The sequence below is a fragment of the Nonomuraea fastidiosa genome (assembly GCF_042751225.1).
GTDB classification, from domain to species: Bacteria; Actinomycetota; Actinomycetes; order Streptosporangiales; family Streptosporangiaceae; genus Nonomuraea; species Nonomuraea fastidiosa.
Genome location: NZ_CP170570.1, coordinates 3,356,503 through 3,376,434, shown reverse-complemented (window position 1 = coordinate 3,376,434; position 19,932 = coordinate 3,356,503). Strand labels below are relative to the sequence as shown.

General features: G+C 70.5%; 18 protein-coding genes. 8 read left to right on the top strand and 10 right to left on the bottom strand.

Annotated features, from left to right (window positions below):
* The first annotated feature begins 35 nt into the window (after positions 1 to 35).
* Together ACFMQL_RS15405 and ACFMQL_RS15400 are read left to right on the top strand one after the other, a co-directional pair.
* Positions 36 to 893 (top strand): Rieske 2Fe-2S domain-containing protein, encoded by an 858-nt coding sequence (locus tag ACFMQL_RS15405; RefSeq protein WP_378785951.1) that lies wholly within the window; start codon positions 36 to 38, stop codon positions 891 to 893.
* 28 nt (positions 894 to 921) lie between these two features.
* Entirely contained in the window at positions 922 to 1,740 is an 819-nt protein-coding gene (locus tag ACFMQL_RS15400; RefSeq protein ID WP_378785950.1) for an NAD(P)H-binding protein, read from the top strand.
* On the opposite strand, the gene ACFMQL_RS15395 is transcribed toward ACFMQL_RS15400, so the two are convergent.
* The 4 genes from ACFMQL_RS15395 to ACFMQL_RS15380 all read right to left on the bottom strand — a co-directional run bounded on the left by ACFMQL_RS15395 (position 1,737) and on the right by ACFMQL_RS15380 (position 4,599).
* Positions 1,737 to 1,958, bottom strand: coding sequence for a hypothetical protein (locus ACFMQL_RS15395; protein ID WP_364062146.1), 222 nt, complete (start codon positions 1,956 to 1,958; stop codon positions 1,737 to 1,739). The genes ACFMQL_RS15400 and ACFMQL_RS15395 overlap by 4 nt on opposite strands.
* Before the next feature lie 23 nt (positions 1,959 to 1,981).
* Positions 1,982 to 2,737 carry a sulfite exporter TauE/SafE family protein gene (locus ACFMQL_RS15390; RefSeq protein WP_378785949.1) on the bottom strand — a complete coding sequence of 252 codons (756 nt, stop codon included), beginning with the start codon at positions 2,735 to 2,737 and terminating at the stop codon, positions 1,982 to 1,984.
* A 64-nt stretch (positions 2,738 to 2,801) separates the two neighbouring features.
* A complete protein-coding gene (locus ACFMQL_RS15385; RefSeq protein ID WP_364062140.1) occupies positions 2,802 to 3,725 on the bottom strand; it encodes an SPFH domain-containing protein in 924 nt (307 codons plus the stop codon).
* Positions 3,726 to 3,810: 85 nt separating this feature from the next.
* On the bottom strand, positions 3,811 to 4,599 hold the full coding sequence (locus ACFMQL_RS15380; RefSeq protein ID WP_364062137.1) for an ABC transporter ATP-binding protein: 789 nt from the start codon (positions 4,597 to 4,599) through the stop codon (positions 3,811 to 3,813).
* Positions 4,600 to 4,667: 68 nt separating this feature from the next.
* On the opposite strand from ACFMQL_RS15380, the gene ACFMQL_RS15375 reads away from it, so the two are divergent.
* A complete protein-coding gene (locus ACFMQL_RS15375) occupies positions 4,668 to 5,384 on the top strand; it encodes a hypothetical protein (protein WP_378785948.1) in 717 nt (238 codons plus the stop codon).
* Position 5,385: 1 nt separating this feature from the next.
* On the opposite strand, the gene ACFMQL_RS15370 is transcribed toward ACFMQL_RS15375, so the two are convergent.
* Both ACFMQL_RS15370 and ACFMQL_RS15365 read right to left on the bottom strand, forming a co-directional pair.
* The gene (locus ACFMQL_RS15370) at positions 5,386 to 6,006 is read right to left on the bottom strand and encodes a response regulator transcription factor (RefSeq protein ID WP_364062131.1); all 621 of its coding nucleotides are present in this window, start codon (positions 6,004 to 6,006) and stop codon (positions 5,386 to 5,388) included.
* Entirely contained in the window at positions 6,003 to 7,121 is a 1,119-nt protein-coding gene (locus tag ACFMQL_RS15365) for a GAF domain-containing sensor histidine kinase (RefSeq protein ID WP_364062128.1), read from the bottom strand. The genes ACFMQL_RS15370 and ACFMQL_RS15365 overlap by 4 nt, the downstream gene beginning before the upstream one ends.
* Before the next feature lie 94 nt (positions 7,122 to 7,215).
* Between ACFMQL_RS15365 and ACFMQL_RS15360 the strand changes: the two genes are divergently transcribed.
* From ACFMQL_RS15360 to serB, 4 genes are all read left to right on the top strand, one after another.
* Positions 7,216 to 7,872, top strand: a complete 657-nt coding sequence (locus tag ACFMQL_RS15360; RefSeq protein WP_364062125.1) for an SDR family oxidoreductase — start codon at positions 7,216 to 7,218, stop codon at positions 7,870 to 7,872.
* Positions 7,869 to 8,879: an S-adenosylmethionine:tRNA ribosyltransferase-isomerase gene (locus ACFMQL_RS15355; RefSeq protein WP_378785947.1), complete on the top strand. Its 1,011-nt coding sequence runs from the start codon at positions 7,869 to 7,871 to the stop codon at positions 8,877 to 8,879. The genes ACFMQL_RS15360 and ACFMQL_RS15355 overlap by 4 nt, the downstream gene beginning before the upstream one ends.
* Before the next feature lie 98 nt (positions 8,880 to 8,977).
* Positions 8,978 to 9,535: a hypothetical protein gene (locus ACFMQL_RS15350; protein ID WP_364062119.1), complete on the top strand. Its 558-nt coding sequence runs from the start codon at positions 8,978 to 8,980 to the stop codon at positions 9,533 to 9,535.
* A gap of 79 nt (positions 9,536 to 9,614) precedes the next feature.
* Positions 9,615 to 10,835 (top strand): phosphoserine phosphatase SerB, encoded by a 1,221-nt coding sequence (serB, locus tag ACFMQL_RS15345; protein WP_364062116.1) that lies wholly within the window; start codon positions 9,615 to 9,617, stop codon positions 10,833 to 10,835.
* A gap of 4 nt (positions 10,836 to 10,839) precedes the next feature.
* Here the strand turns inward: serB and ACFMQL_RS15340 are convergent, their stop codons facing one another.
* From ACFMQL_RS15340 to ACFMQL_RS15325, 4 genes are all read right to left on the bottom strand, one after another.
* Positions 10,840 to 11,307 carry a histidine phosphatase family protein gene (locus ACFMQL_RS15340; protein ID WP_364062113.1) on the bottom strand — a complete coding sequence of 156 codons (468 nt, stop codon included), beginning with the start codon at positions 11,305 to 11,307 and terminating at the stop codon, positions 10,840 to 10,842.
* 337 nt (positions 11,308 to 11,644) lie between these two features.
* Positions 11,645 to 13,960: a sodium-translocating pyrophosphatase gene (locus ACFMQL_RS15335; protein ID WP_378785946.1), complete on the bottom strand. Its 2,316-nt coding sequence runs from the start codon at positions 13,958 to 13,960 to the stop codon at positions 11,645 to 11,647.
* A 1,430-nt stretch (positions 13,961 to 15,390) separates the two neighbouring features.
* A complete protein-coding gene (locus ACFMQL_RS15330; RefSeq protein WP_378785945.1) occupies positions 15,391 to 15,837 on the bottom strand; it encodes an ATP-binding protein in 447 nt (148 codons plus the stop codon).
* 1 nt (position 15,838) lies between these two features.
* On the bottom strand, positions 15,839 to 16,189 hold the full coding sequence (locus tag ACFMQL_RS15325) for an STAS domain-containing protein (RefSeq protein WP_043629845.1): 351 nt from the start codon (positions 16,187 to 16,189) through the stop codon (positions 15,839 to 15,841).
* A gap of 409 nt (positions 16,190 to 16,598) precedes the next feature.
* Between ACFMQL_RS15325 and ACFMQL_RS15320 the strand changes: the two genes are divergently transcribed.
* Positions 16,599 to 19,244: a DEAD/DEAH box helicase gene (locus ACFMQL_RS15320; protein ID WP_378785944.1), complete on the top strand. Its 2,646-nt coding sequence runs from the start codon at positions 16,599 to 16,601 to the stop codon at positions 19,242 to 19,244.
* The last annotated feature ends 688 nt before the right edge of the window (positions 19,245 to 19,932 follow it).

Genomic DNA, 19,932 nt, shown 5'->3' with positions numbered 1-19,932 from the left:
CGAAGCGTCGGCAATTCCGGGGCTTCGCCGGGCCGGTGGCCCTCGCCGATCGGCTCGAGAAGTCGAAGGGCCTGGACCGGCCGATCCGCGCGCTCGCCAAGGTCGTACGCCGGCGGCTGCGCCAGGGCCGCCTGCGCGACATGCTGCACGGCGTGCCGCTCGGCGAGCCCGTGCACCCGTCGCTGGCCACGGTGAGCCTGGGCTGCTGGCTCTCCACCGCCGTGCTGGACCTCGCGAACGCCGACCCCAGGGCCGCGCGCCTGCTGCTGGCGACCGGCATCGTCAACGCGCTGCCCACGACGGCCTCCGGGGTGACCGACTGGTCAATGCTCCACCGCGAGCAGCAGCGGGTGGGCTTTGTCCACATGCTGGCCAACACCGCCGCGCTCGGCCTGTTCACCGCCTCGCTGCTGGCCCGCCTGCGCGGGCAAGAGCGGCCCGGCCGGATGCTGTCGTACGCGGGCCTGGCCGTCGGCGGGCTCGGCGCGTACCTGGGCGGGCACCTGGCGCACCGGCAGGCGGCGGGCGCCAACCACGCGCCGCAGGTGACGCACCTGGTGCCGCTGGGCTGGCACGACCTGTGCCCGATCAAGGACCTGCCCGAGGGGCGGCCCGTGGCGCGGCGGCTCGGCTACATCCAGCTCTTCGTGCTGCGCCAGGGCGACGGCGTGACCGTGCTGGGCGACCGCTGTCCGCACCTCGCGGGCCCGCTGCACCAGGGCAGGCTGGTCATGCAGGACGGCGAGGCGTGCGTGGTGTGCCCGTGGCACAGCAGCACGTTCCGGCTGAAGGACGGCTCGGTGAAGCACGGGCCGGCGACGGCGCCCGCCCCGGTGTTCGAGACCCGGATCAGGCGCGACGGCACGATTCAGGTGCGGCCGGGGTTGACCTGAACTTTGGTTGAGGTCCTACGGTCGCAGCATGGGAAAGATCCTGGTGACCGGTGCGACCGGCAATGTGGGCAGACATGTGGTGTCCCGGCTCGCCAAAGCCGGTCTGGACGTACGGGCGTTCGCGAGGCGGCCGGAGAAGGTGCAGGCGGGCGTGGAGACCGTACAGGGTGACCTGACGGTTCCCGAGAGCCTGGAGCCCGCGCTGAAGGACGTGGAGAGCGTCTTCCTGCTCTGGCCGGAGTTCAACGTGGGCAACGCCGGCGAGGTGGTGGAGGCCATCGCCAGGCACGCGCGGCGGGTGGTCTACCTGTCGGCGCACGTGCCGGGCGGCGAGAACACCCACTACGCGGCGATCGAGCGGCTCATCCGGCGCACGCCGCTCAAGTGGACGTTCCTGCGGCCCGGCGGCTTCGCGGCCAACACGCTGGTGTGGGCGGAGCAGATCAGGCGCGGCGTCGTGCGCTGGCCGTTCGGGCAGGCGTCGCGGGCGCTCATCCACGAGCGGGACATCGCCTCGGTCGCGGTGCACGTGCTCACCTCCGCCGGGCACAGCGGCGCCGCGTACGCGCTGACGGGCCCCGCCGAGCTGACCCAGATCGAGCAGGTACGCGTGATCGGCGAGGTCATCGGGCGCGAGGTGCGCTGGGAGGAGCAGCCGCCAGCGGAGGCCCGCGAGCAGCTCATGGAGGCGTGGGGCGACGCGGCGTTCGTGGAGCAGGCGCTGACCACCTGGGGCTCCTTCGTGGACGCCCCCGAGCGGGCCACCGACACGGTGCAGCGGCTGCTCGGCCGCCCGGCCCTGACGTTCCGCCAGTGGGCCGAGGACCACGCGGCCGACTTCCGCTAGGACTCGTCGGCGGGATGCTCCACGAGGGCGAGAATGCGGCTGGACATGAACCGCGCGGTGCGCACCGGCGTGCCGCTCCTGGTGACCTCGCTCACCTCGACGAGCCCGCGCCGGGTGGCCACCTCGACCCGCCGTCCGGCGCGGGTGGCCGTGATCTCGTATGTGCGGGGTGACGAGCCACCCGCGTCGATGACGATCTCCACCCGGTCACCTTTCATGACAAAGTCATACCCAGGTGGAGTTATCCGTACACCAGTACGATTATCGCCACAATACCCACGCACACGATGATGCCGCGCAGGATCGGCGCCGGGATGCGGCGGCCCAGCCGCGCCCCCAGCCAGCCGCCGACGATCGCGCCCAACGCCACCCCGGCGGCGGCCTGCCAGTCCACGTCCGCCACGATCACGAACAGCAGCGCGGCCACCCCGTTGACGGTCAGCGCCAGCACGTTCTTGGCCGCGTTGATGCGCTGCAGGCCGTCGTCGAGGAAGATGCCGAGCAGCCCGATCAGCAGCACGCCCTGCGCCGCGCCGAAGTAGCCGCCGTAGACGCCCGCGCCCAGCACGCCCAGCCACAGCGCGGGACCGCCGTGCGGGTGCGGCATATCGCGGTGGGCGGCCATCCACGTGTTGAGCCTCGGCTGCACCATGACCAGCACGCAGGCGAGCGCGATCAGGGCCACGACCACGACCTCGAACACGCTCGGATCGAGGAACAGCAGCAGCACGCCGCCGATCAGCGCGCCGATCGTGGAGGCCGCGCCCAGGCGCAGCAGGCGGTCACGCTGCCCGCGCAGCTCGGCGCGGTAGCCGTACGCGGCCGAGAACGAGCCCGGGACCAGGCCGACGGTGTTGGAGACGTTCGCCACGACGGGATCGACGCCGAGCGCCACCAGCGTGGGGAACGTGATCAGCGAGCCCGACCCCACCACCGCGTTGATGGCGCCGGCGATCACACCGACGCCGACGACGACGGCCAGCTCCCACCCCGTCACACGACCCTCCCGATCGGACTGCCGTCACATCATCCCGGTCAGGACCGCGCAGCCCGCCGGACTCTCACTGGGTGTCCGAACCCTTGGGGGGTGTGAAGAGGCCGCCCAGGTTTTCCAGGACCTTTCCCATTTCGGATGGGACGATCCAGATTTTATTGGCGTCGCCTTTGGCGATCTCCGGCAGGGTCTGCAGGTAGTGGTAGGCGAGGAGCTGCTGGGTCGGGTTGCCCTCGTGAATGGCCTTGAACACCATGCCGATCGCGTCGGCCTGCCCCTTGGCCCGCATCGCCTGCGCCTCGGCCTCGGCCTGTGCGCGCAGCACGGCCGCCTCCGCCTCGCCGCGCGCCCGCAGCACCGCCGCCTGCTTCTCGCCCTCGGCGGCCAGGATCGCCGCCTGGCGCTGCCCCTCGGCGCTCAGCACCGCCGCCCGCTTGTCGCGGTCGGCGCGCATCTGCTTCTCCATCGAGTCCTGGATGGAGGCGGGCGGGTCGATGGCCTTCAGCTCGACCCGGTTGACCCTGATGCCCCACTTGCCGGTGGCCTCGTCGAGCACGCCGCGCAGCGCGGTGTTGATCTCCTCGCGCGAGGTCAGCGTGCGCTCCAGGTCCATGCCGCCGACGACGTTGCGCAGCGTGGTGATGGTGAGCTGCTCGACGCCGGTCAGGAAGTTGGCGATCTCGTACGTGGCCGCCTTGGGGTTGGTGACCTGAAAGTAGACGACGGTGTCGATGGACACCACGAGGTTGTCGGAGGTGATCACCGGCTGCGGCGGGAACGAGACCACCTGCTCGCGCAGGTCGATCACGTCCTTGATGCGGTCGATGAACGGCACCACGAGGTTGAGCCCGGGTGAGAGCGTGCGGTGGTAGCGGCCGAGCCGCTCGACGATGGCGGCCGTGGCCTGGGGGATGATGCGGATCGTACGGGCCACCCCGAAGCCCACCGCCGCGACCACGACGAGGGCGACGACGAGCTGCTCGACGGACATGGCGACGCTCCGAAGCCGAGGAAACCGACTCCGTAGATCCTAGGGGGTTTCCTCTTGGGGCGTTCTTTACCGTACGAAACGGCGATCAGTGGGCTCTGGCGTACCAGCGGCCCTGCGCGCTGCGCTCAAGCGACAGCGGCACCCCGAACGTCTGCGACAGGTTGTCGGCCGTCATCACGTGGTCGAGCGGCCCCTGCGCCACCACCGAGCCGTGCCGCAGCAGCAGCCCGTGGGTGAAGCCGGCCGGCACCTCCTCCACGTGGTGCGTCACCAGCACCAGCGTCGGCGAGCGGTAGTCGCCGGCCAGCAGCGACAGCCGGCGCACCAGATCCTCCCTGCCGCCCAGGTCGAGTCCCGCCGCCGGCTCGTCGAGCAGCAGCATCTCGGGGTCGGGCATGAGCGCGCGGGCGATCTGCACGCGCTTGCGCTCGCCCTCCGACAGCGTGCCGAACCTGCGCCTGATCAGGTGGGCGGCGCCCATCATGTCGATCAGCTCGACGGCTCTGGTGACGTCGTTGGAGTCGTACTCCTCGGTCCAGCGGCCCATGATGGCGTACGAGGCCGTCAGCACGAGGTCGATGACCTTCTCCTCCGGCGGGATGCGCTCGGCCAGCGCGGCGCTGGCCAGCCCGATGCGCGGCCGCAGGTCGAACACGTCGGCCTGCCCGAGCCGCTCGCCCAGCACCTCGACCACGCCCTCACTCGGATAGAGCAGCGTGGCCGCGACCTGCAGCAGCGTCGTCTTGCCCGCGCCGTTGGGCCCGATGACGACCCACCGCTCGTCGGCGTTGACCGTCCAGTCGATGCCGCGCAGCAGGGCCGCTCCGTCTCGCCTGACGGCGACGTCCTGGAGCCGCAGCACCTGACCACCCATCCCCGATACCTCCTTAGGAGTGACCCTGGGGACAAACCTATTGCAGGGCGACCGCTTATCGTGGACCGGTGCGCCCTGAATCGAATGTCAGCCCATCACTGGTCGCCTGGGGCAACGCGTGGCTGTCCGGTCACGTGGGCCTCGACGAGGCGGCCGACCAGGTGGAAGCCGCGGCCGGGCCCGCCGTCGTGGGCGAGCTGCGGCTGCGCGAACATCTCGCGAACCTGCGCGCCGACGGCCTGCGCGAGCTGCGGCTCGCCCTGCCGGTGCCCGGAGACCCGCTGGGGCTGTCGGGGCCGCCCGCGTTCAACTCCGCAGCGGTCGACGCCGGGCAGGCCGTCATCGCGGTGCTCGCTGACCGCAACCTCGGCCTGGTGCCCCATCCGGACCTGCGCGGCTCGTCGTACGCCGGCGTGCGCTTCGAGGTGCACGACGCCGGCCCCGTACGCCATGACCTGCCCTCGCTGGCCGAGGCCGAGCGTGAGCTGTCCGACACGATGCGCGCCGCCACCGAGGCCCTGACGTCCGTCGAGGGGCCCGCGGGCGACCGCCCCGGCCGCCTGGGCGGGGGCGGCGAGCTGGCCCCCGGCTATCCCGCACGCGCCCACCGGGTCTCCGCGCTCGCCACGCGACTGGCCGCCGTGCTGCGCCTGGCCGACTCGCGCGGGCTCACCTCCGGGCAGCTCGCCGTACGCGAGCGCGCGCTGCGCGAGCTGGACCGTGCCGTGCGCCGCGCGCTGATCGCCGCGCACCACGCCATCTTCGAGCCCGTCTCCTACCAGTGACTCAGCCGAGCCCGTGGCGTACGGCGTAGAGCGCCGCCTGAGTGCGGTCCTGCACGCCGAGCTTCATCAGCACGTTGGACACGTGCGTCTTGACGGTCTTCTCCGCCACCGCCAGGCTGCGCGCGATCTCCCTGTTGGAGCGGCCCGCCGCGATGAGCGCCAGCACCTCGCGTTCGCGCTCGGTCAGCGGCACGGGGCCCGGGGCGGGGCCGTTGCCCGGTGAGGCCAGCATCGCCTCGGCCGCCTCGGGGGCGAGCAGCACCTGGCCGCCGTGCACCGCGCGTACGGCCTGCACGAGCGCCTCGGGATCGACGTCCTTGTACAGGAAGCCGGCGGCGCCCGCCCGCATCGCGGGGCCGACGTCGGCCGGGTCGCTCACCGAGGTCAGCACGACCACCCTGGTCGGCGTGCCGGTGAGGCGTTCGAGCGCGCCCAGCCCGTCGAGCACCGGCATCTTCAGATCGAGCAGCAGCACGTCGGGCGAGAGCTCGGCGACCAGCTCGACGGCCTGCGCGCCATCGCCGGCCTCGCCGACGACCGCGATGTCGTCCTGAAGGTCGAGGAACGTGCGCAGCCCCTGCCGCACCACCGGATGGTCGTCGGCGATCAGGATCCGGATCACGCGCTCACCTCCATGCGTACGGTCGTCCCCTGGCCGGGGGCGGACTCGACCGTCAGCACGCCCCCGACGGACTCGGCCCTGTCGCACATCGACGCCAGCCCGAGCCCGCGCTGCGGCTGCGACGGGTCGAAGCCACTGCCGTCGTCGCGCACGGTCAGCACCAGCGTGCCGTCCTCGCAGGCCAGCCGCACGCGTACGGTCTCGGCGCCGGAGTGGCGCAGCGCGTTGTGCAGCGCTTCCTGGGCCACCCGCAGCACCGCCACCTCGACCTCGGCGGCCAGCGGCGGCAGCTCGCCGCACTCGAAGACCACCAGGGGCGGGTGCAACCGGTCGAGCAAGCGTACCTGCTTGCGCAGCGTCTCGCTCAGCCCGTGCCGGTCGAGCTCGGCCGGCCGCAGCTCCACGATGACGGCCCGCAGCTCCGAGATCGCCTCGCCGGCCAGCCGCTGGACCCGGTCGAGCTCGGCGGCGGCCTTGCCCGGGTCCTTGTCCAGCAGCGCGCCCGCCGCCTGCGCCGACAGCCGCAGCGAGAACAAGTTCTGGCTGACCGCGTCGTGCAGCTCCCTGGCCACGCGGTTGCGCTCCTCCAGCATCGCCAGCTCGCGGCTGTGCTCGTACAGGCGGGCGTTGGTGAGCGCGATCGCGGCGTGCGCGGCGAACAGCGTGAGCAGCTCCTGGTCGGCCTCCGTGAACCCGCCGCCGCCCCGCTTGTTGGCGAGGAAGATGATGCCGAGCACCTCGTCGCCGTCGCGGATCGGCACGCCGAGGAAGTCCTTGATCACCGGGTGGGCCTTCGGCCACCACTCGAACCGCTCGTCCTTGCGCAGGTCGGGGAGCCTGACCGGGCTGCCGTCGCGGAGCATCGCGCCGAGCATGCCGTGCTGGCGGGGCAGCGGCCCGATCGCCTCCCACTGCTTGTCGGTCAGCCCCTCGGCGACGAACTCGGCGAACGAGCCGTCGTCGTCGGGCACGCCGAGCGCGGCGTAGCGGGCGTCGAGCAGGCGCTGCGCCGAGCGTACGATCACCTGCAGCACCTCGCGCACCGACAGGTGGCGGGTGACCGCGAGCACGGCCGAGCTCACCGCCTGAAGGATCGCGTCTCTGTCGGATGGCACGTGCCTCACTCTATGGTCCTAGGACGAAGTGCCCAGGCGGGGGCGGGCCCGCGGCCCGATGTCCGCAGCGCCGCCCGTTCCTAGCGTCGGTCACATGACGAACACCGCACTCATCACCGGAGCTTCACGCGGACTCGGCCTGGCCCTGGCCAGGGCGCTGGGCGCGGCGGGCTGGAAACTCGTCCTGACCGCCCGCGGGGCCGCCGACCTCGACCGCGCCGCCGCCGAGCTGGGCGCGGCCGCGATCCCCGGCGACGTGACCGACCCCGAGCACGTGGCGCGCCTCGCCGCCGCCGCGCCCGAGCTGGACCTGCTGGTCAACAACGCCAGCGACCTCGGCGCGACGCCACTGCCGCATCTCGCGGACTATCCGCTGGACGCCTTCAGACGAGCGCTGGAGACGAACGTGACCGCGCCGCTCGCGCTCATCCAGGCCACGCTGCCGGCGCTGCGGGCCGCGGGCGGCTCGATCGTGAACGTCACCTCCGACGCCGCGACCGGCGCGTACGAGGGCTGGGGCGGCTACGGCGCCGGCAAGGCCGCGCTGGAGCAGCTCTCCAACGTGCTGGCCGCCGAGGAGCCCGGCGTACGCGTGTGGTGGGTTGATCCCGGCGAGATGAACACCCGCATGCTGGCCGACGCCGTCGGCGCCGGCGAGGCGGCGAACGCCACCGACCCCGCCAAGGTCGCCGCGGCCCTGTACGACCTGATCAGCTCGCGCCCGGCGAGCGGCAAGGTGAGCCTGCAATGACCGCGGCGCTCGACTTCTCGCTGCCGCCCGAGTTGTCGGCCCACGAACCGCCCGAGGCGCGCGGCACGCCCAGGGACGCCGTACGCCTGCTGCTGACGCGCGGCGACCTCGCCCCGAGCCACCACCGCTTCCACGACCTGCCCGACCTGCTCGACCCCGGCGATCTCATCGTGGTCAACAACTCCGCGACGCTGCCCGCCGCCGTCCGGCTCGACCGGCTCGCCGTGCACTTCTCCACCGCCGAGCAGGACGGCACCTGGCTGGTGGAGCTGCGCCGCCGCGCCGGCATCGCCACCGAGCCGTACGCGGGCGGCGAGCCCGGCGAGTGGCTGCCGCTGCCGGGACGCGCCACGCTGCGGCTCATCGAGCGGGCCACGCCCCGGCTGTGGCGGGCCGCGCTCGACCGGGACGTGGAGGCGTACCTGCGGGTGCACGGGGTGCCGATCCGGTACGCGTACGTGGAGCGCGACTGGCCGATCGAGGCGTACCAGACGGTCTTCGCGACCGTGCCGGGCAGCGCGGAGATGCCCAGCGCGGCGCGGCCGTTCAGCGACGCGCTGGTGACCGCGCTGGTCTCGCGCGGGATCGGGATCGCGCCGATCACCCTGCACACGGGGGTGGCCTCGCCGGAGAAGGACGAGCCGCCCTACGCCGAGCGGTACGAGGTGCCCGCCGCCACGGCCCGGCTGGTCAACGTCACCAGGCGCGGCGGGGGCCGCGTGGTGGCGGCGGGCACGACCGTCGTACGGGCTCTTGAGACGGCCGCGGACGCCTCGGGGAAGGTCACCGCCGCCAGGGGGTGGACCAGGCACGTGGTGACGCCTCAGGGCGGCGTACGGGCGGTCACCGGCCTGATCACGGGGCTGCACGAGCCGCGGTCGAGCCACCTGATGATGCTGGCCGCGATCGCGGGCGAGCGGGCGCTGGCGCGGGCGTACGACGAGGCGCTGCGCGCGGGCTACCTGTGGCACGAGTTCGGCGACACGCATCTGATCCTGCAGGAATAGGCTTTACATGTTTTTTGCCTGCGTGATAGGAAAAGCCAACATTTACGGGGGCCTTAGGTGACACGTCCCCGTTTCCCGTCCGCAACGGAGACGTTTGCATGCGAAACACACTGCCGAAGGTCGCCACCGTCGCGTTAACGGCCGGCGCCCTGCTGCTCACCGCCGTCCCCGCGTCGGCCACCACGTCAGCCACCGCGTCGGCCGCCGCCGCGCAGGCCGAGCCCTTCTCCGTCTTCGACGTGTCGGTCAAGGCGCCGAAGAAGGTCAAGGCCGGCGGAAAGATCTCCTACACCGTCATCGCCCAGAACAAGGGCCCCCACTACGCCGACTTTTACTTCCTCGGCGGCCAGTTCCCCAAGGGCATCGACCTGAAGAAGGTCTACTACCGCTCCAGCGTCAAGGGAACCGAGTGCGAGCTCGACGGCCGGGCGCTCTACTGCTTCATCCCCAAGGTCGTGGAGAAGGGCGAGGCCATCGCCATGATCTTCGACGTGCGGCTCACCAAGAAGGCCAGGGGCACCCAGACCGCCAGGCTCGGCATCGTCTCCTACGACGTCCAGACGGGCATGGAGGACATGAGCAAGGAGGAGCTGGACCGGCTCGGCATCCCCGTCCACGGCTACGCCAAGACGGTCAAGACCAAGGTCGTCCGCTAGCTCCGGCCGCACTGCGCCCGACCCCGAATCCGCGCCCTGCTGCGCGAGCATCGGATCGGGCGCAGTACCGTGACTGGATGTGGACCAGCGCACCCTCCTGATCACGCTCACCGGCCCCGACCGCCCCGGGGTCACCTCCCGGCTCTTCTCCGTGCTGTCGCAGTTCCCCGTGACGGTGGCCGACATCGAGCAGGTCGTCATCAGAGGCCGGCTGACGCTCGGCGTGCTCGTCGCGTACGCGGGCGGGCCCTCCACCGGCACCGGCACCACGCTCGGAGCCATGTGGACCGCCGTCGAGCGCGTCGCAGAAGACCTCGGCATGGAGGTGGAGCTGTCCACCGGCTCCCAGGCCAAGGAGCAGCGCCGCCGCGGCCGGCTGTCGGTCAGCGTGCTCGGCACCACGCTCTCCCCCGCCGCCATCGCGGGCATCGCGGGCCGCATCGCCGCCGCCGGCGCCAACATCGACCGCATCGAGCGCCTCGCCCAGTGGCCCGTCACCTGCATCGAGCTGTCGGTCTCCGGCGCCGACCCGGCCGCGCTGCGCGTCGAGCTGGCCGCCGAGGCCGCTCAGCAGGAGGTCGACGTCGCCGTCCAGCGCACCGGCCTGTCCCGCAGGGCCAAGCGGCTCATCGTCATGGACGTCGACTCCACCCTCATCCAGGGCGAGGTCATCGAGCTGCTGGCCGCCCACGCCGGCTGCCAGGAAGAGGTCGCCCGCGTCACTGAAGAGGCCATGCGCGGCGAGCTCGACTTCGCCGAGTCGCTCAAGCGGCGCGTCGCCCTGCTCGAAGGGCTGCCCGAGTCCGTGTTCGAGCAGGTGCGCAAGCAGGTCGTGCTCACGCCCGGCGCCCGCACGCTCGTCCGCACGCTCAAGCGGCTCGACTACCGCTTCGCCATCGTCAGCGGCGGCTTCACCCAGATCACCGACGCCCTCGTCGAAGAGCTCGGCATCGACTACTCCGCAGCGAACGTCCTCGAAGTCGTCGACGGCAAGCTCACCGGGCGCGTCGTCGGCGAGATCGTCGACCGGCCCGGCAAGGCGCGGGCGCTGGAGCGGTTCGCCCGCGAGGCCGGGCTGCCCATCTCCCAGACCGTGGCCATCGGCGACGGCGCCAACGACCTCGACATGATCGCCGCGGCCGGGCTCGGCATCGCGTTCAACGCCAAACCCGTCGTCCGGCAGGCCGCCGACACCGCGGTCAACACGCCGTACCTCGACTCGATCCTCTACCTGCTCGGGATCTCGCGTGACGAGGTGGAGGCGGCCGACGCCGAGGACGGCGTGCTGACCGCCTCCTGACGGCTCAGTCCTTCTCCGGCGCCCACCGGGAGATCAGGCGGCCTTCGCCCGGGGACAGCTCCTCCCATGGCGACTCCACCGCGATCGCCGCGAACGACCCCGGCCGGAAGCCGTAGTCGCCGCCCGCCAGCCCCAGCGCCAGCTCGTGCACCCCGGGGTTGTGGCCGCACAGCACCACCGTGGCCGCCTCGGGGTCGCAGCGGCGTACGAGCTCGAGCAGCTCGTCCGGGTACGCCTGGTAGATGTCCCGCTCGTAGCTGACCTCGACGCCGGGGAAGGCCAGCTCGGCGGTGCGCCGCGTCCTGACCGCCGGCGAACAGAGCACCACATCGGGGACGAACCCGGCCGCCCTGATCTCCTCGCCCGCGCGCTTGGCGTCCCGCTCGCCCCGGTCCGTCAGCGGGCGCTCGCGATCGGCCAGGCCCGGCACGTGGGCGGCCTTGGCGTGCCGCAGCACGATCAACGTACGCACGAACTCATCCCCTCGACGCCCAGACCGCCAGGCCCACGATCACGGCCAGGATGGCGACCATGGCCAGCAGGATCAAGCCCAGGGCCCTGCCGCCGTTGGGCTGCTGCTTGTCATCCTTCACGCGCCCAGTTTCCCACCGCCGCCCTTGGGTCCCTTCCCCGCCTGTCCGGCGTACGGACCCGCAAAAGGACACCCGCCCGCCACTCCCGGAACCGTCCGCCCCTCACCCCACACCTACGCGTCACCACACCCACCGGCGAGTCCGTGCTCCACCCCCACCCCCACAAAAGGACGCCCGCCCCCGAGCCACGGGGACGGGCGTCTGCCACCGGATGCGTCACGAGGCGACCGGCTCGTGCTCCCGGTTGTTGTCGTTCGCCGGCGCGACGGCCGCCGACCGGCGCTTGGACACGATGATCGCGCCCACCACGACCGCCACCGCGATCACGGTGATGCCGATGCGGAGGGCCGGGTTGCCCGCGTACAGCACCACGGCCGGCGCCACCAGCAGCGCCACCAGGTTCATCACCTTGATCAGCGGGTTGATGGCAGGGCCGGCGGTGTCCTTGAACGGGTCGCCGACCGTGTCGCCGATGACGGTGGCGGCGTGCGCCTCGGAGCCCTTGCCGCCGTGGTGGCCGTCCTCGACGAGCTTCTTGGCGTTGTCCCAGGCGCCACCGGAGTTGGCGAGGAAGACCGCCATCAGCGTGCCGGCCGCGATCGCACCGGCCAGGAAGGCGCCGAGCGGCGCGTACCCCAGCGCGAACCCGACCGCGATCGGCGTCATGACCGCCAGCAGACCCGGGGTGGCCAGCTCGCGCAGCGAGTCGCGGGTGCAGATGTCCACGACGCGGCCGTACTCGGGCTTCTCGGTGCCGTCCATGATGCCGGGCTTGTTACGGAACTGGTCGCGCACCTCGAAGACCACCCGCATCGCGGCCCGGCCGACCGCCATGATGGCGAGGCCCGAGAACAGGAACACCACCGCGGCGCCGATGACCAGGCCGACGAGCACGTTCGGCTGGTCGATGCTGAGGCTGAAGGTCGAGAACGTGCCCAGCGCGTTCTTGACCGCCGCCGTGGCCGCGGTCAGCTCGGTCTCCACCGCCGTACGGAACGCGCCGAACAGCGCGGTCGCCGCCAGCACCGCCGTGGCGATGGCGATGCCCTTGGTGATCGCCTTCGTGGTGTTGCCGACCGCGTCGAGGCTGGTCAGCACCCGCGCGCCCTCGCCCTCGACGTCGCCGGACATCTCCGCGATGCCCTGCGCGTTGTCGGAGACCGGGCCGAAGGTGTCCATCGAGACGATGACGCCGACCGTGGTCAGCAGGCCGGTGCCCGCGAGGGCCACCGCGAACAGCGCGATCGTCACGTTCCCGAAGCCGAGCAGGAACGCGCCGTAGACGGCGCCGCCGATGATCAGCGCGGAGTACACCGCCGACTCCAGGCCGACGCTGATGCCCGCCAGGATGACGGTGGCGGGGCCGGTGACCGAGCTCTCGCCGATCTCCTTGACCGGGCGCCGGTTGGTCTCGGTGAAGTAGCCGGTGAGCAGCTGGATCGCGCTGGCCAGCACCAGGCCGATCAGCACCGCGCCGATCGCGATGAGCCGCGGGTCGGCGTCGGACTGCACGGCGGAGCCGCTCAGGCCGGAGAAGCTGCTCGGCAGGTACCAGAACGCCGCAGCCGTCACGAGCACCGCCGAGATGCCGGCGGAGATGAAGAAGCTGCGGTTGATCGCCGCCATGCCGTTGCGGTCGCGGTCGCGCAGGCCGGTGACGAAGATGCCGATGATCGCCGTGATCACACCGATCATCGGGACGATGAGGGGGAAGACCAGACCCTCCTCGCCGAACGCCACCCGGCCCAGGATCAGGCTCGCGACCAGCATGACCGCGTACGACTCGAACAGGTCGGCCGCCATGCCGGCGCAGTCGCCGACGTTGTCGCCCACGTTGTCGGCGATCGTCGCGGCGTTGCGCGGGTCGTCTTCAGGGATGCCCTGCTCGACCTTGCCGACCAGGTCGGCGCCGACGTCTGCGGCCTTGGTGAAGATGCCGCCGCCGACTCGCATGAACATCGCCAGCAGCGCCGCGCCGAAGCCGAAGCCCTCCAGCACGCCGGGCGCGTCGCCCTGGTAGATGAACACCACGACCGCCGCGCCCAGCAGGCCGAGACCCACGGTGAACATGCCGGCCACGCCGCCGGTGCGGAAGGCGATGCGCATGGCCCGCTTCTCGCCCGCCTCCTTGGCGGCTGCGGCGACGCGTACGTTTCCGCGTACCGCCAGCCACATGCCCATGAACCCGGTCAGCGCGGAGAAGACCGCCCCGACCACGAAGAAGATGGAGCGGCCGATGCGTACGTCCATCTCTCCCGGTAGCAGGAGAAGCAGGAAGGGGATCACGATGACGAAGATCGCCAACGTGCGGAACTGACGGGCGAGGTAGGCCGCGGCGCCCTCCTGGACGGCGCGGGCGATGTTCTGCATTCGTTCGGTGCCCTGGCCGCTGGACAGCACTTCGCGCACCAGGCCACCGGCGACGGCTAGCGCGATGAGTGCGACCGCGGCGACCACGATCACGATGGTGAGATTGTTTCCGCTCAGAACCAGATTGGACGCTGGCTCCAGTGCCAGCATGTGCCTGCTCATCGTTCTCCTCGGCAAGACCGGTCGTCCTGCCCGGGCGGTGCTGCAGTTTTCCTCGGCGGGTGTTCGCGGCACCGTCCGGGTTGTGGGTGCCGCTTCCGGTTGAATCCGCGTTCCGCCGGATCACCTTGGCCGGTGCCGGGAGTCTACGCAGGCAGTCGGCGGATATGAAGGCTCTGAGGCTCGCTAATTGTGCGAGTGTCTGGTAATCCCCTGACAGTGCCCGGGTTTGGGATCTGACAGGATAAATTTCCAAGGTTTTACGGTCACTGCAAGCCATGATTTCGGGCGGCCCGGAACCCCGTATTTTTCGGCCTTCCCGAGCTTCGCGCGCCCCGCTCCGGGGCCTGTCGGCGACCGCGTTGCGGCCGCCTCCGCCCGTCCCTGCGGCGTCCCGGTACGCGCCCTGGCCCTTCCCGCTCGCCGTCCGCGCCCCGCCCCCGCCGCGCGGTGGCCCGCTCCCGGCCACCGCCCAAAAGCCCGCGCAGCCCCTCACTCGTGACTACGCACGACGGCACCCACCCGTTCGACCGTCAATCGGGACGATGGGCGTCACGGCGCCACCACGTACGAACGAACCGGGCCACCGCCCGAGCCGCCCTCCGTGCCAGGCCCCCTCCGACGCTCGCGCTCACGCGATTATCCGGCCCCACTCACGCTCACACCACGCCCCAGCCACTCACGCTCACGCCACGGTCAGGCCCGCTCCCTCTCTCACGCCATGACCAGGCGCTCCTTCTCTCACGCCATCGCCACGCCCGCGCTCATGCGCCGGTCGCCGGTCCCAAGCCCGCACCCACGCACCCACTGGTCATCCCGGCCGCCGCATCACGATCAGCCCTCAGCCTCGACCAACCCCGAACGCGGACGTACCGCAACCGTCCACCACAGCAGCCCCTGGTAAGCCGCCGCCTCCATCACAGACGCTCACCCACACGCAACCTCCGAACCGCCCTACCGCAGGTCCCCGCCACGGACAGCCACCAGCGGCCGCCACGAGAAACCTCGCGAGCTTCGCCAGGAGAAATCAAGAGCCCAACTACAACCGGAAAGCCCCTAGAGAGCCCGAGAATGCCCTACCAGAGGCCCCCAAAGCGCCCTCAGAGGAGCCGAACGCCCGCTCCTGACCGAACCAACCAACCCCCTATGCCCCGCAGCCCTCAGAGGCCGCGCAGGGAACCGAACCTCAGACGCCGCAACGCAGAACCACGCCCTCAGCCGCCCAAAGCAGAACGTGCACTCAGACGCTGAGCACGAAGACGCAGAACCGCGCTCTCAGACACTTAGCACCAACACGCAGAACCGGGCACTCAGACCCTGAGCATCGGGACGCAGAACCGGGCACTCAGACCCTGAGCACCGACACGAACCCGAACCTCAAGGCGAACGAGGCGAACTGCACCCTAGGGCGAACTGCGTGACCTGAACCTGGGTCAGAAGGCGGCGGTGCCGGTGCCGGTTCCGGTGTTGACGGCGGCCGGCCAGCTCATCCGGATGTTCGTCCCCTTTGGGGTGGGATAGACCTCGACATCATCGGCCAACCCTTCGATGACCGCGATACCGAGGTTCGACATGAACGAGTCGGAGAGCATGCCCAGATCGAGCGGTTGTTCCTGCTCGATCTCCTCGCTGGGGGCCGAATCACTGACCGTGACTTCGAAACGCCCTGAATCGTCACGTAGCTCGATGCGGATGGGCTCGCCCGGACAGTGCGCTCGATGCGCCTCGACTGCCCGGGAGCACGCCTCACCCACGGCGAGCCGGACTTCGTCCAGCATCGACTCGTCCACACCGGTGCGGCGGGCGATCGCCGTCGCGACCAGCCGTGCGGTGCGCACGTGTGCGGGGAGAGCGCTGAACGTGAGCTCGACGGTAGCCATGCTACTTGTCTTTGCCGTGAGCTTCCTTGGCCTCGTCGACCGAAGCGTAGATCCCGAAGACCTTGGTCAGACCGGTGATCCGGAAGATCTTGAGGATGCGCTCCTGCGTGCAGACCAGCTCGAGCGAGCCGTCATGCGCGCGAACCCGCTTGAGCCCCCCGACCAGGACACCGAGGCCCGTGGAGTCGAGGAAGTCGACCTTCTCCATGTTGACAAGAAGGTGGAAGTTGCCCTTGTTGACCAGATCGATGAGGAGCTCACGCAATCTCGGCGCCGTGTAGACATCGATCTCACCCTCGACCTCGACGATGGTGAGTCGGTCCTCGGTGCGGTGATCCAACTTCAGATCCACAGATCCTCCAGCGCCTCGCCTGCGAAAGTACTCTTGCCGGCCTGGCAATCTGGAGCGTAGCCCCAGACTGTCCGACCCTGACGCGCGGCATTCAACCACGCGCCTGGCTTGTGTCTATACGAAATCACGATTCCCGGCGACTTTGCCCACGGATGCAAGACTGGAAACAGTGACTTCCACCGGATCCTCCCCAGAACAGACGGCATCACTCCTCCGCCACCTTCTAGGAGTGCCCTCGCGTCGTGAGCGTGTCACCCATGTGGAGCATGTTCCCGCACGTCAGGCGGGTCAAGTGCGCTGGCCGGACTGGGCTCCGGAAGTCCTCGTTACGCGCTTGGCGAACCGCGGGGTGACAGGACTCTGGCCCCACCAGTACGAGGCCGCCGACCTGGCATTCCGTGGCCGAAACGTGATCATCTCCACGGGTACGGCGTCGGGCAAGTCGCTCGCGTACCTCACCCCGGCCGTGGCCGCCTGCCTCGACGGCGGCACGGTCCTCTACCTGACCCCCACCAAGGCCCTTGCCGCCGACCAGCTCCGCAGCCTGCGCGAGCTGCGCATCACGCAACTTCGCGCGGCCACCTTCGACGGCGACACCCCGTTCGAGGAACGCACCTGGGTACGCCAGCACGCCAACTACGTGCTGACCAACCCCGACATGCTGCACCGCAGCATCCTGCCCCGGCACTCGCAGTGGTCGTCGTTCTTCCGCCGCCTGCGCCTGGTCGTCGTGGACGAGTGCCACGGCTACCGCGGCGTCTTCGGCTCCCACGTCGCCCAGATCCTGCGCCGCCTCCGCCGCGCCTGCGCCCGCTACCACTCGCACCCCACCTTCATCCTCGCCTCGGCGACCGCCAGCGAGCCCGGCGTCTTCGGCAGGAGGCTGACGGGCCTCGAGATGGACGAGGTGACCGTGGACGCCTCCCCCAAGGGCGCCACCACCTTCGCGCTCTGGGAGCCGCCTCTGACCGAGCTCCGGGGCGAGGGAGGCGCTCCCGTACGCCGGACGGCCACGGCGGAGGCCGCCGACCTGCTGGCGGACCTCGTCCTGGCCGACGTACGCACGCTCGCCTTCGTCCGCTCACGCCGAGGCGCGGAAACCGTCGCCCTGACCGCCCGCGCCAAGCTGGCCGACGTAGCCTTCTCCCTCCCCTACACCCCGACCCACACTGGGCCGGCCACAGACGCGAAGACCGGTTCAACCGCGAACCCACCCGCACACCCAACGACGACCACACACGCACAGACCACCCCCACCCCTGCACCAACCACAGACCCGAAGACCGGGCCGACCACGAACGCACCCGAAGACGCAACGACGGCCACACACGCACAGGTCACCCCGACCCCTGCACCACCCACAGACGAGAAAACCGGTCCGACCCCGGACACACCCGCACACCCAACGACGGCCACGCACGCACAGACCACCCCCACCCCTGCACCACCCACAGACCCGAGGACCGGTTCAACCCCGGACACACCCGCACTGGCCACGCATGCGGAGGCCACGTACACGGGGGCCGCCCTGCCCCCTGAGCCACCCGCAGACGTGAGCGCCACCGCGGACCCGGGCACCCCTTCAGACCCTGAGACGACCGCAGACGCGCATCCAGGCCGCCCCCGCGAGCGCGGGGATCAACCCTCCACGCAGCCGGGGCAACCGCCGTCGTCCCTCACCTGGGCGATCCCGGAGCAGGCCGAGACGGACTTCAACGACCTCGCCGACCTCCCCAACAAGATCGCCGCCTACCGGGCCGGCTACCTCGCCGAGGACCGCCGCCTCCTGGAGAAGGCACTCCGCGAAGGCACGATCATGGGCCTGGCCACCACCAACGCCCTCGAGCTCGGCGTGGACGTCTCAGGCCTCGACGCCGTACTGATCGCCGGCTGGCCGGACACCCGCGCCTCGTTCTGGCAGCAGGCAGGCAGGGCGGGCCGCGACGGCCAGGACGCGCTGGCCGTACTGATCGCCCGGGACGATCCGCTGGACACCTACCTCGTGCACCACCCGGAGGCGCTGTTCGGCCGCCCGGTGGAGGCGATCGTCCTCGACCCCGACAACCCGTACGTCCTGGGCCCTCACCTCTGCGCAGCCGCGGCCGAGATCCCGCTGACCGAGGACGACCTGCCCATCTTCGGCCCCACCACCGCCAAGGTCCTTGAGGACCTGGTGGCGGAGGGCATGCTCAGGAAGCGTCCGGCGGGATGGTTCTGGACCAAGCGCGAGCGGGCCACGGACCTCGCCGACATCCGAGGCGGTGGAGGAAACCCGATCCAGGTCGTGGAGTCGTCCACAGGCCGTCTCCTGGGCAGCGTGGACGAGCCCTCCGCGCACACCACCGTGCACACGGGCGCGATCTACCTGCACCAGGGCGAGACCTTCCTGGTGGAGCTCCTGGACCTGGAGGCCGGAGTGGCCCTGGTCTCCAGCGCCAACCCGGACTACACGACCTTCGCCCGCGACATCACCGACATCTCCATCCTTTCCACAGAACGCTCCCAACCTCTCGGCACCGGCACCCTCCACTTCGGCGAGGTGGAGGTGACCCGGCAAGTCGTCTCCTACCTGAAGAGGCGCCTCCAATCTGGCGAATCACTCGGCGACGAGCCCTTGGAGCTGCCGCCCCGTACGCTCCGGACCCGCGCCGTCTGGTGGACGCTGCCCGCCTCGGCCGTGGCCCCGCTAGCCGAGGCCGGCATCGATCTCGGCGGCGCCGCCCACGCCGCCGAACACGCCTCCATCGGCTTGCTCCCGTTGTTCGCGACCTGCGACCGCTGGGACATCGGCGGCGTCTCCACCGAACTGCACGCCGACACGGGCTTGCTCACCGTCTTCGTGTACGACGGCCACGAGGGTGGCGCCGGCTTCGCGGAACGCGGCTACGCCCGCGCCACCGACTGGCTCACCGCCACCCGCGAAGCCATCCTGTCCTGCGAATGCGAACGCGGCTGCCCTTCCTGCATCCAATCCCCGAAATGCGGCAATGGCAACGAACCCTTGGACAAAAGAGGCGCAATCCGCCTCCTCAACATCCTGCTATCCCCACAATGATCGAAAAAGAAATCCCGATAAGAAGTAGCTCACTGAATCTCGCCACAACACCCTGCCCCGTGCCCTAAACTCTATGCCAACCCACCCCTCCACCAGCACCGGTGCTGGACATTTCAGCTCACCGCTGAACTGCCCATTTCATAGACCAGGACATCCTTCTCGCGGCCGGACCAGTGGCGCAGCTCGCGTGACATGTCCAGGTGCGTGAGGACGGTCTTGACGCAGATGCGTCCGATGCCTGACTTTCCTTATTGCTTTGGGTCGGCGACAAAAGCGCCGTCTCGCCATGGGTCATGAGGGACCGCAGCCCGCGACGCAGGGCACAGAGGACGACGACACCTTAGGGCCATGCCCTAAGGTGCACCACTTTCCAGGCCCTCCGGTGCACCAGCTTCAGCGCGCTCACGTCAACGCCACCGCTGTGCACCGCCTTGAACAACGGGTGCGAGGACCGCGCCCTCAGGGCCATGACGACTACAGCACCTACCTGACGCTTGCACCGAACAACTCACCGCAAAGCCTCACTCCCCATCAGCAGGAATACCCCTTTCCCTGCTCTCCCCGACCCTTCGTATCTTTCCGGAAAGCGGCTAGTGCCCACCCCTCCTTGCCCTCCGCCCTTATAGCCGCCGTGGTCAACCTCGCCGGATACATCGACTTTCTCCCGAGGAAAACGCCCAGAATGCAC

What these genes read in the sequence shown, in the direction of transcription:
- ACFMQL_RS15380 (WP_364062137.1), bottom strand. Translation starts at nt 4,599, where the DNA reads ATGGGTGGTCAGGTGCTGCGGCTCCAGGACGTCGCCGTCAGGCGAGAC.
- ACFMQL_RS15355 (WP_378785947.1), top strand. Translation starts at nt 7,869, where the DNA reads ATGACCGCGGCGCTCGACTTCTCGCTGCCGCCCGAGTTGTCGGCCCAC.
- ACFMQL_RS15350 (WP_364062119.1), top strand. Translation starts at nt 8,978, where the DNA reads ATGCGAAACACACTGCCGAAGGTCGCCACCGTCGCGTTAACGGCCGGC.
- ACFMQL_RS15400 (WP_378785950.1), top strand. Translation starts at nt 922, where the DNA reads ATGGGAAAGATCCTGGTGACCGGTGCGACCGGCAATGTGGGCAGACAT.
- ACFMQL_RS15385 (WP_364062140.1), bottom strand. Translation starts at nt 3,725, where the DNA reads ATGTCCGTCGAGCAGCTCGTCGTCGCCCTCGTCGTGGTCGCGGCGGTG.
- ACFMQL_RS15335 (WP_378785946.1), bottom strand. Translation starts at nt 13,960, where the DNA reads ATGAGCAGGCACATGCTGGCACTGGAGCCAGCGTCCAATCTGGTTCTG.
- ACFMQL_RS15360 (WP_364062125.1), top strand. Translation starts at nt 7,216, where the DNA reads ATGACGAACACCGCACTCATCACCGGAGCTTCACGCGGACTCGGCCTG.
- ACFMQL_RS15395 (WP_364062146.1), bottom strand. Translation starts at nt 1,958, where the DNA reads ATGAAAGGTGACCGGGTGGAGATCGTCATCGACGCGGGTGGCTCGTCA.
- ACFMQL_RS15330 (WP_378785945.1), bottom strand. Translation starts at nt 15,837, where the DNA reads ATGGCTACCGTCGAGCTCACGTTCAGCGCTCTCCCCGCACACGTGCGC.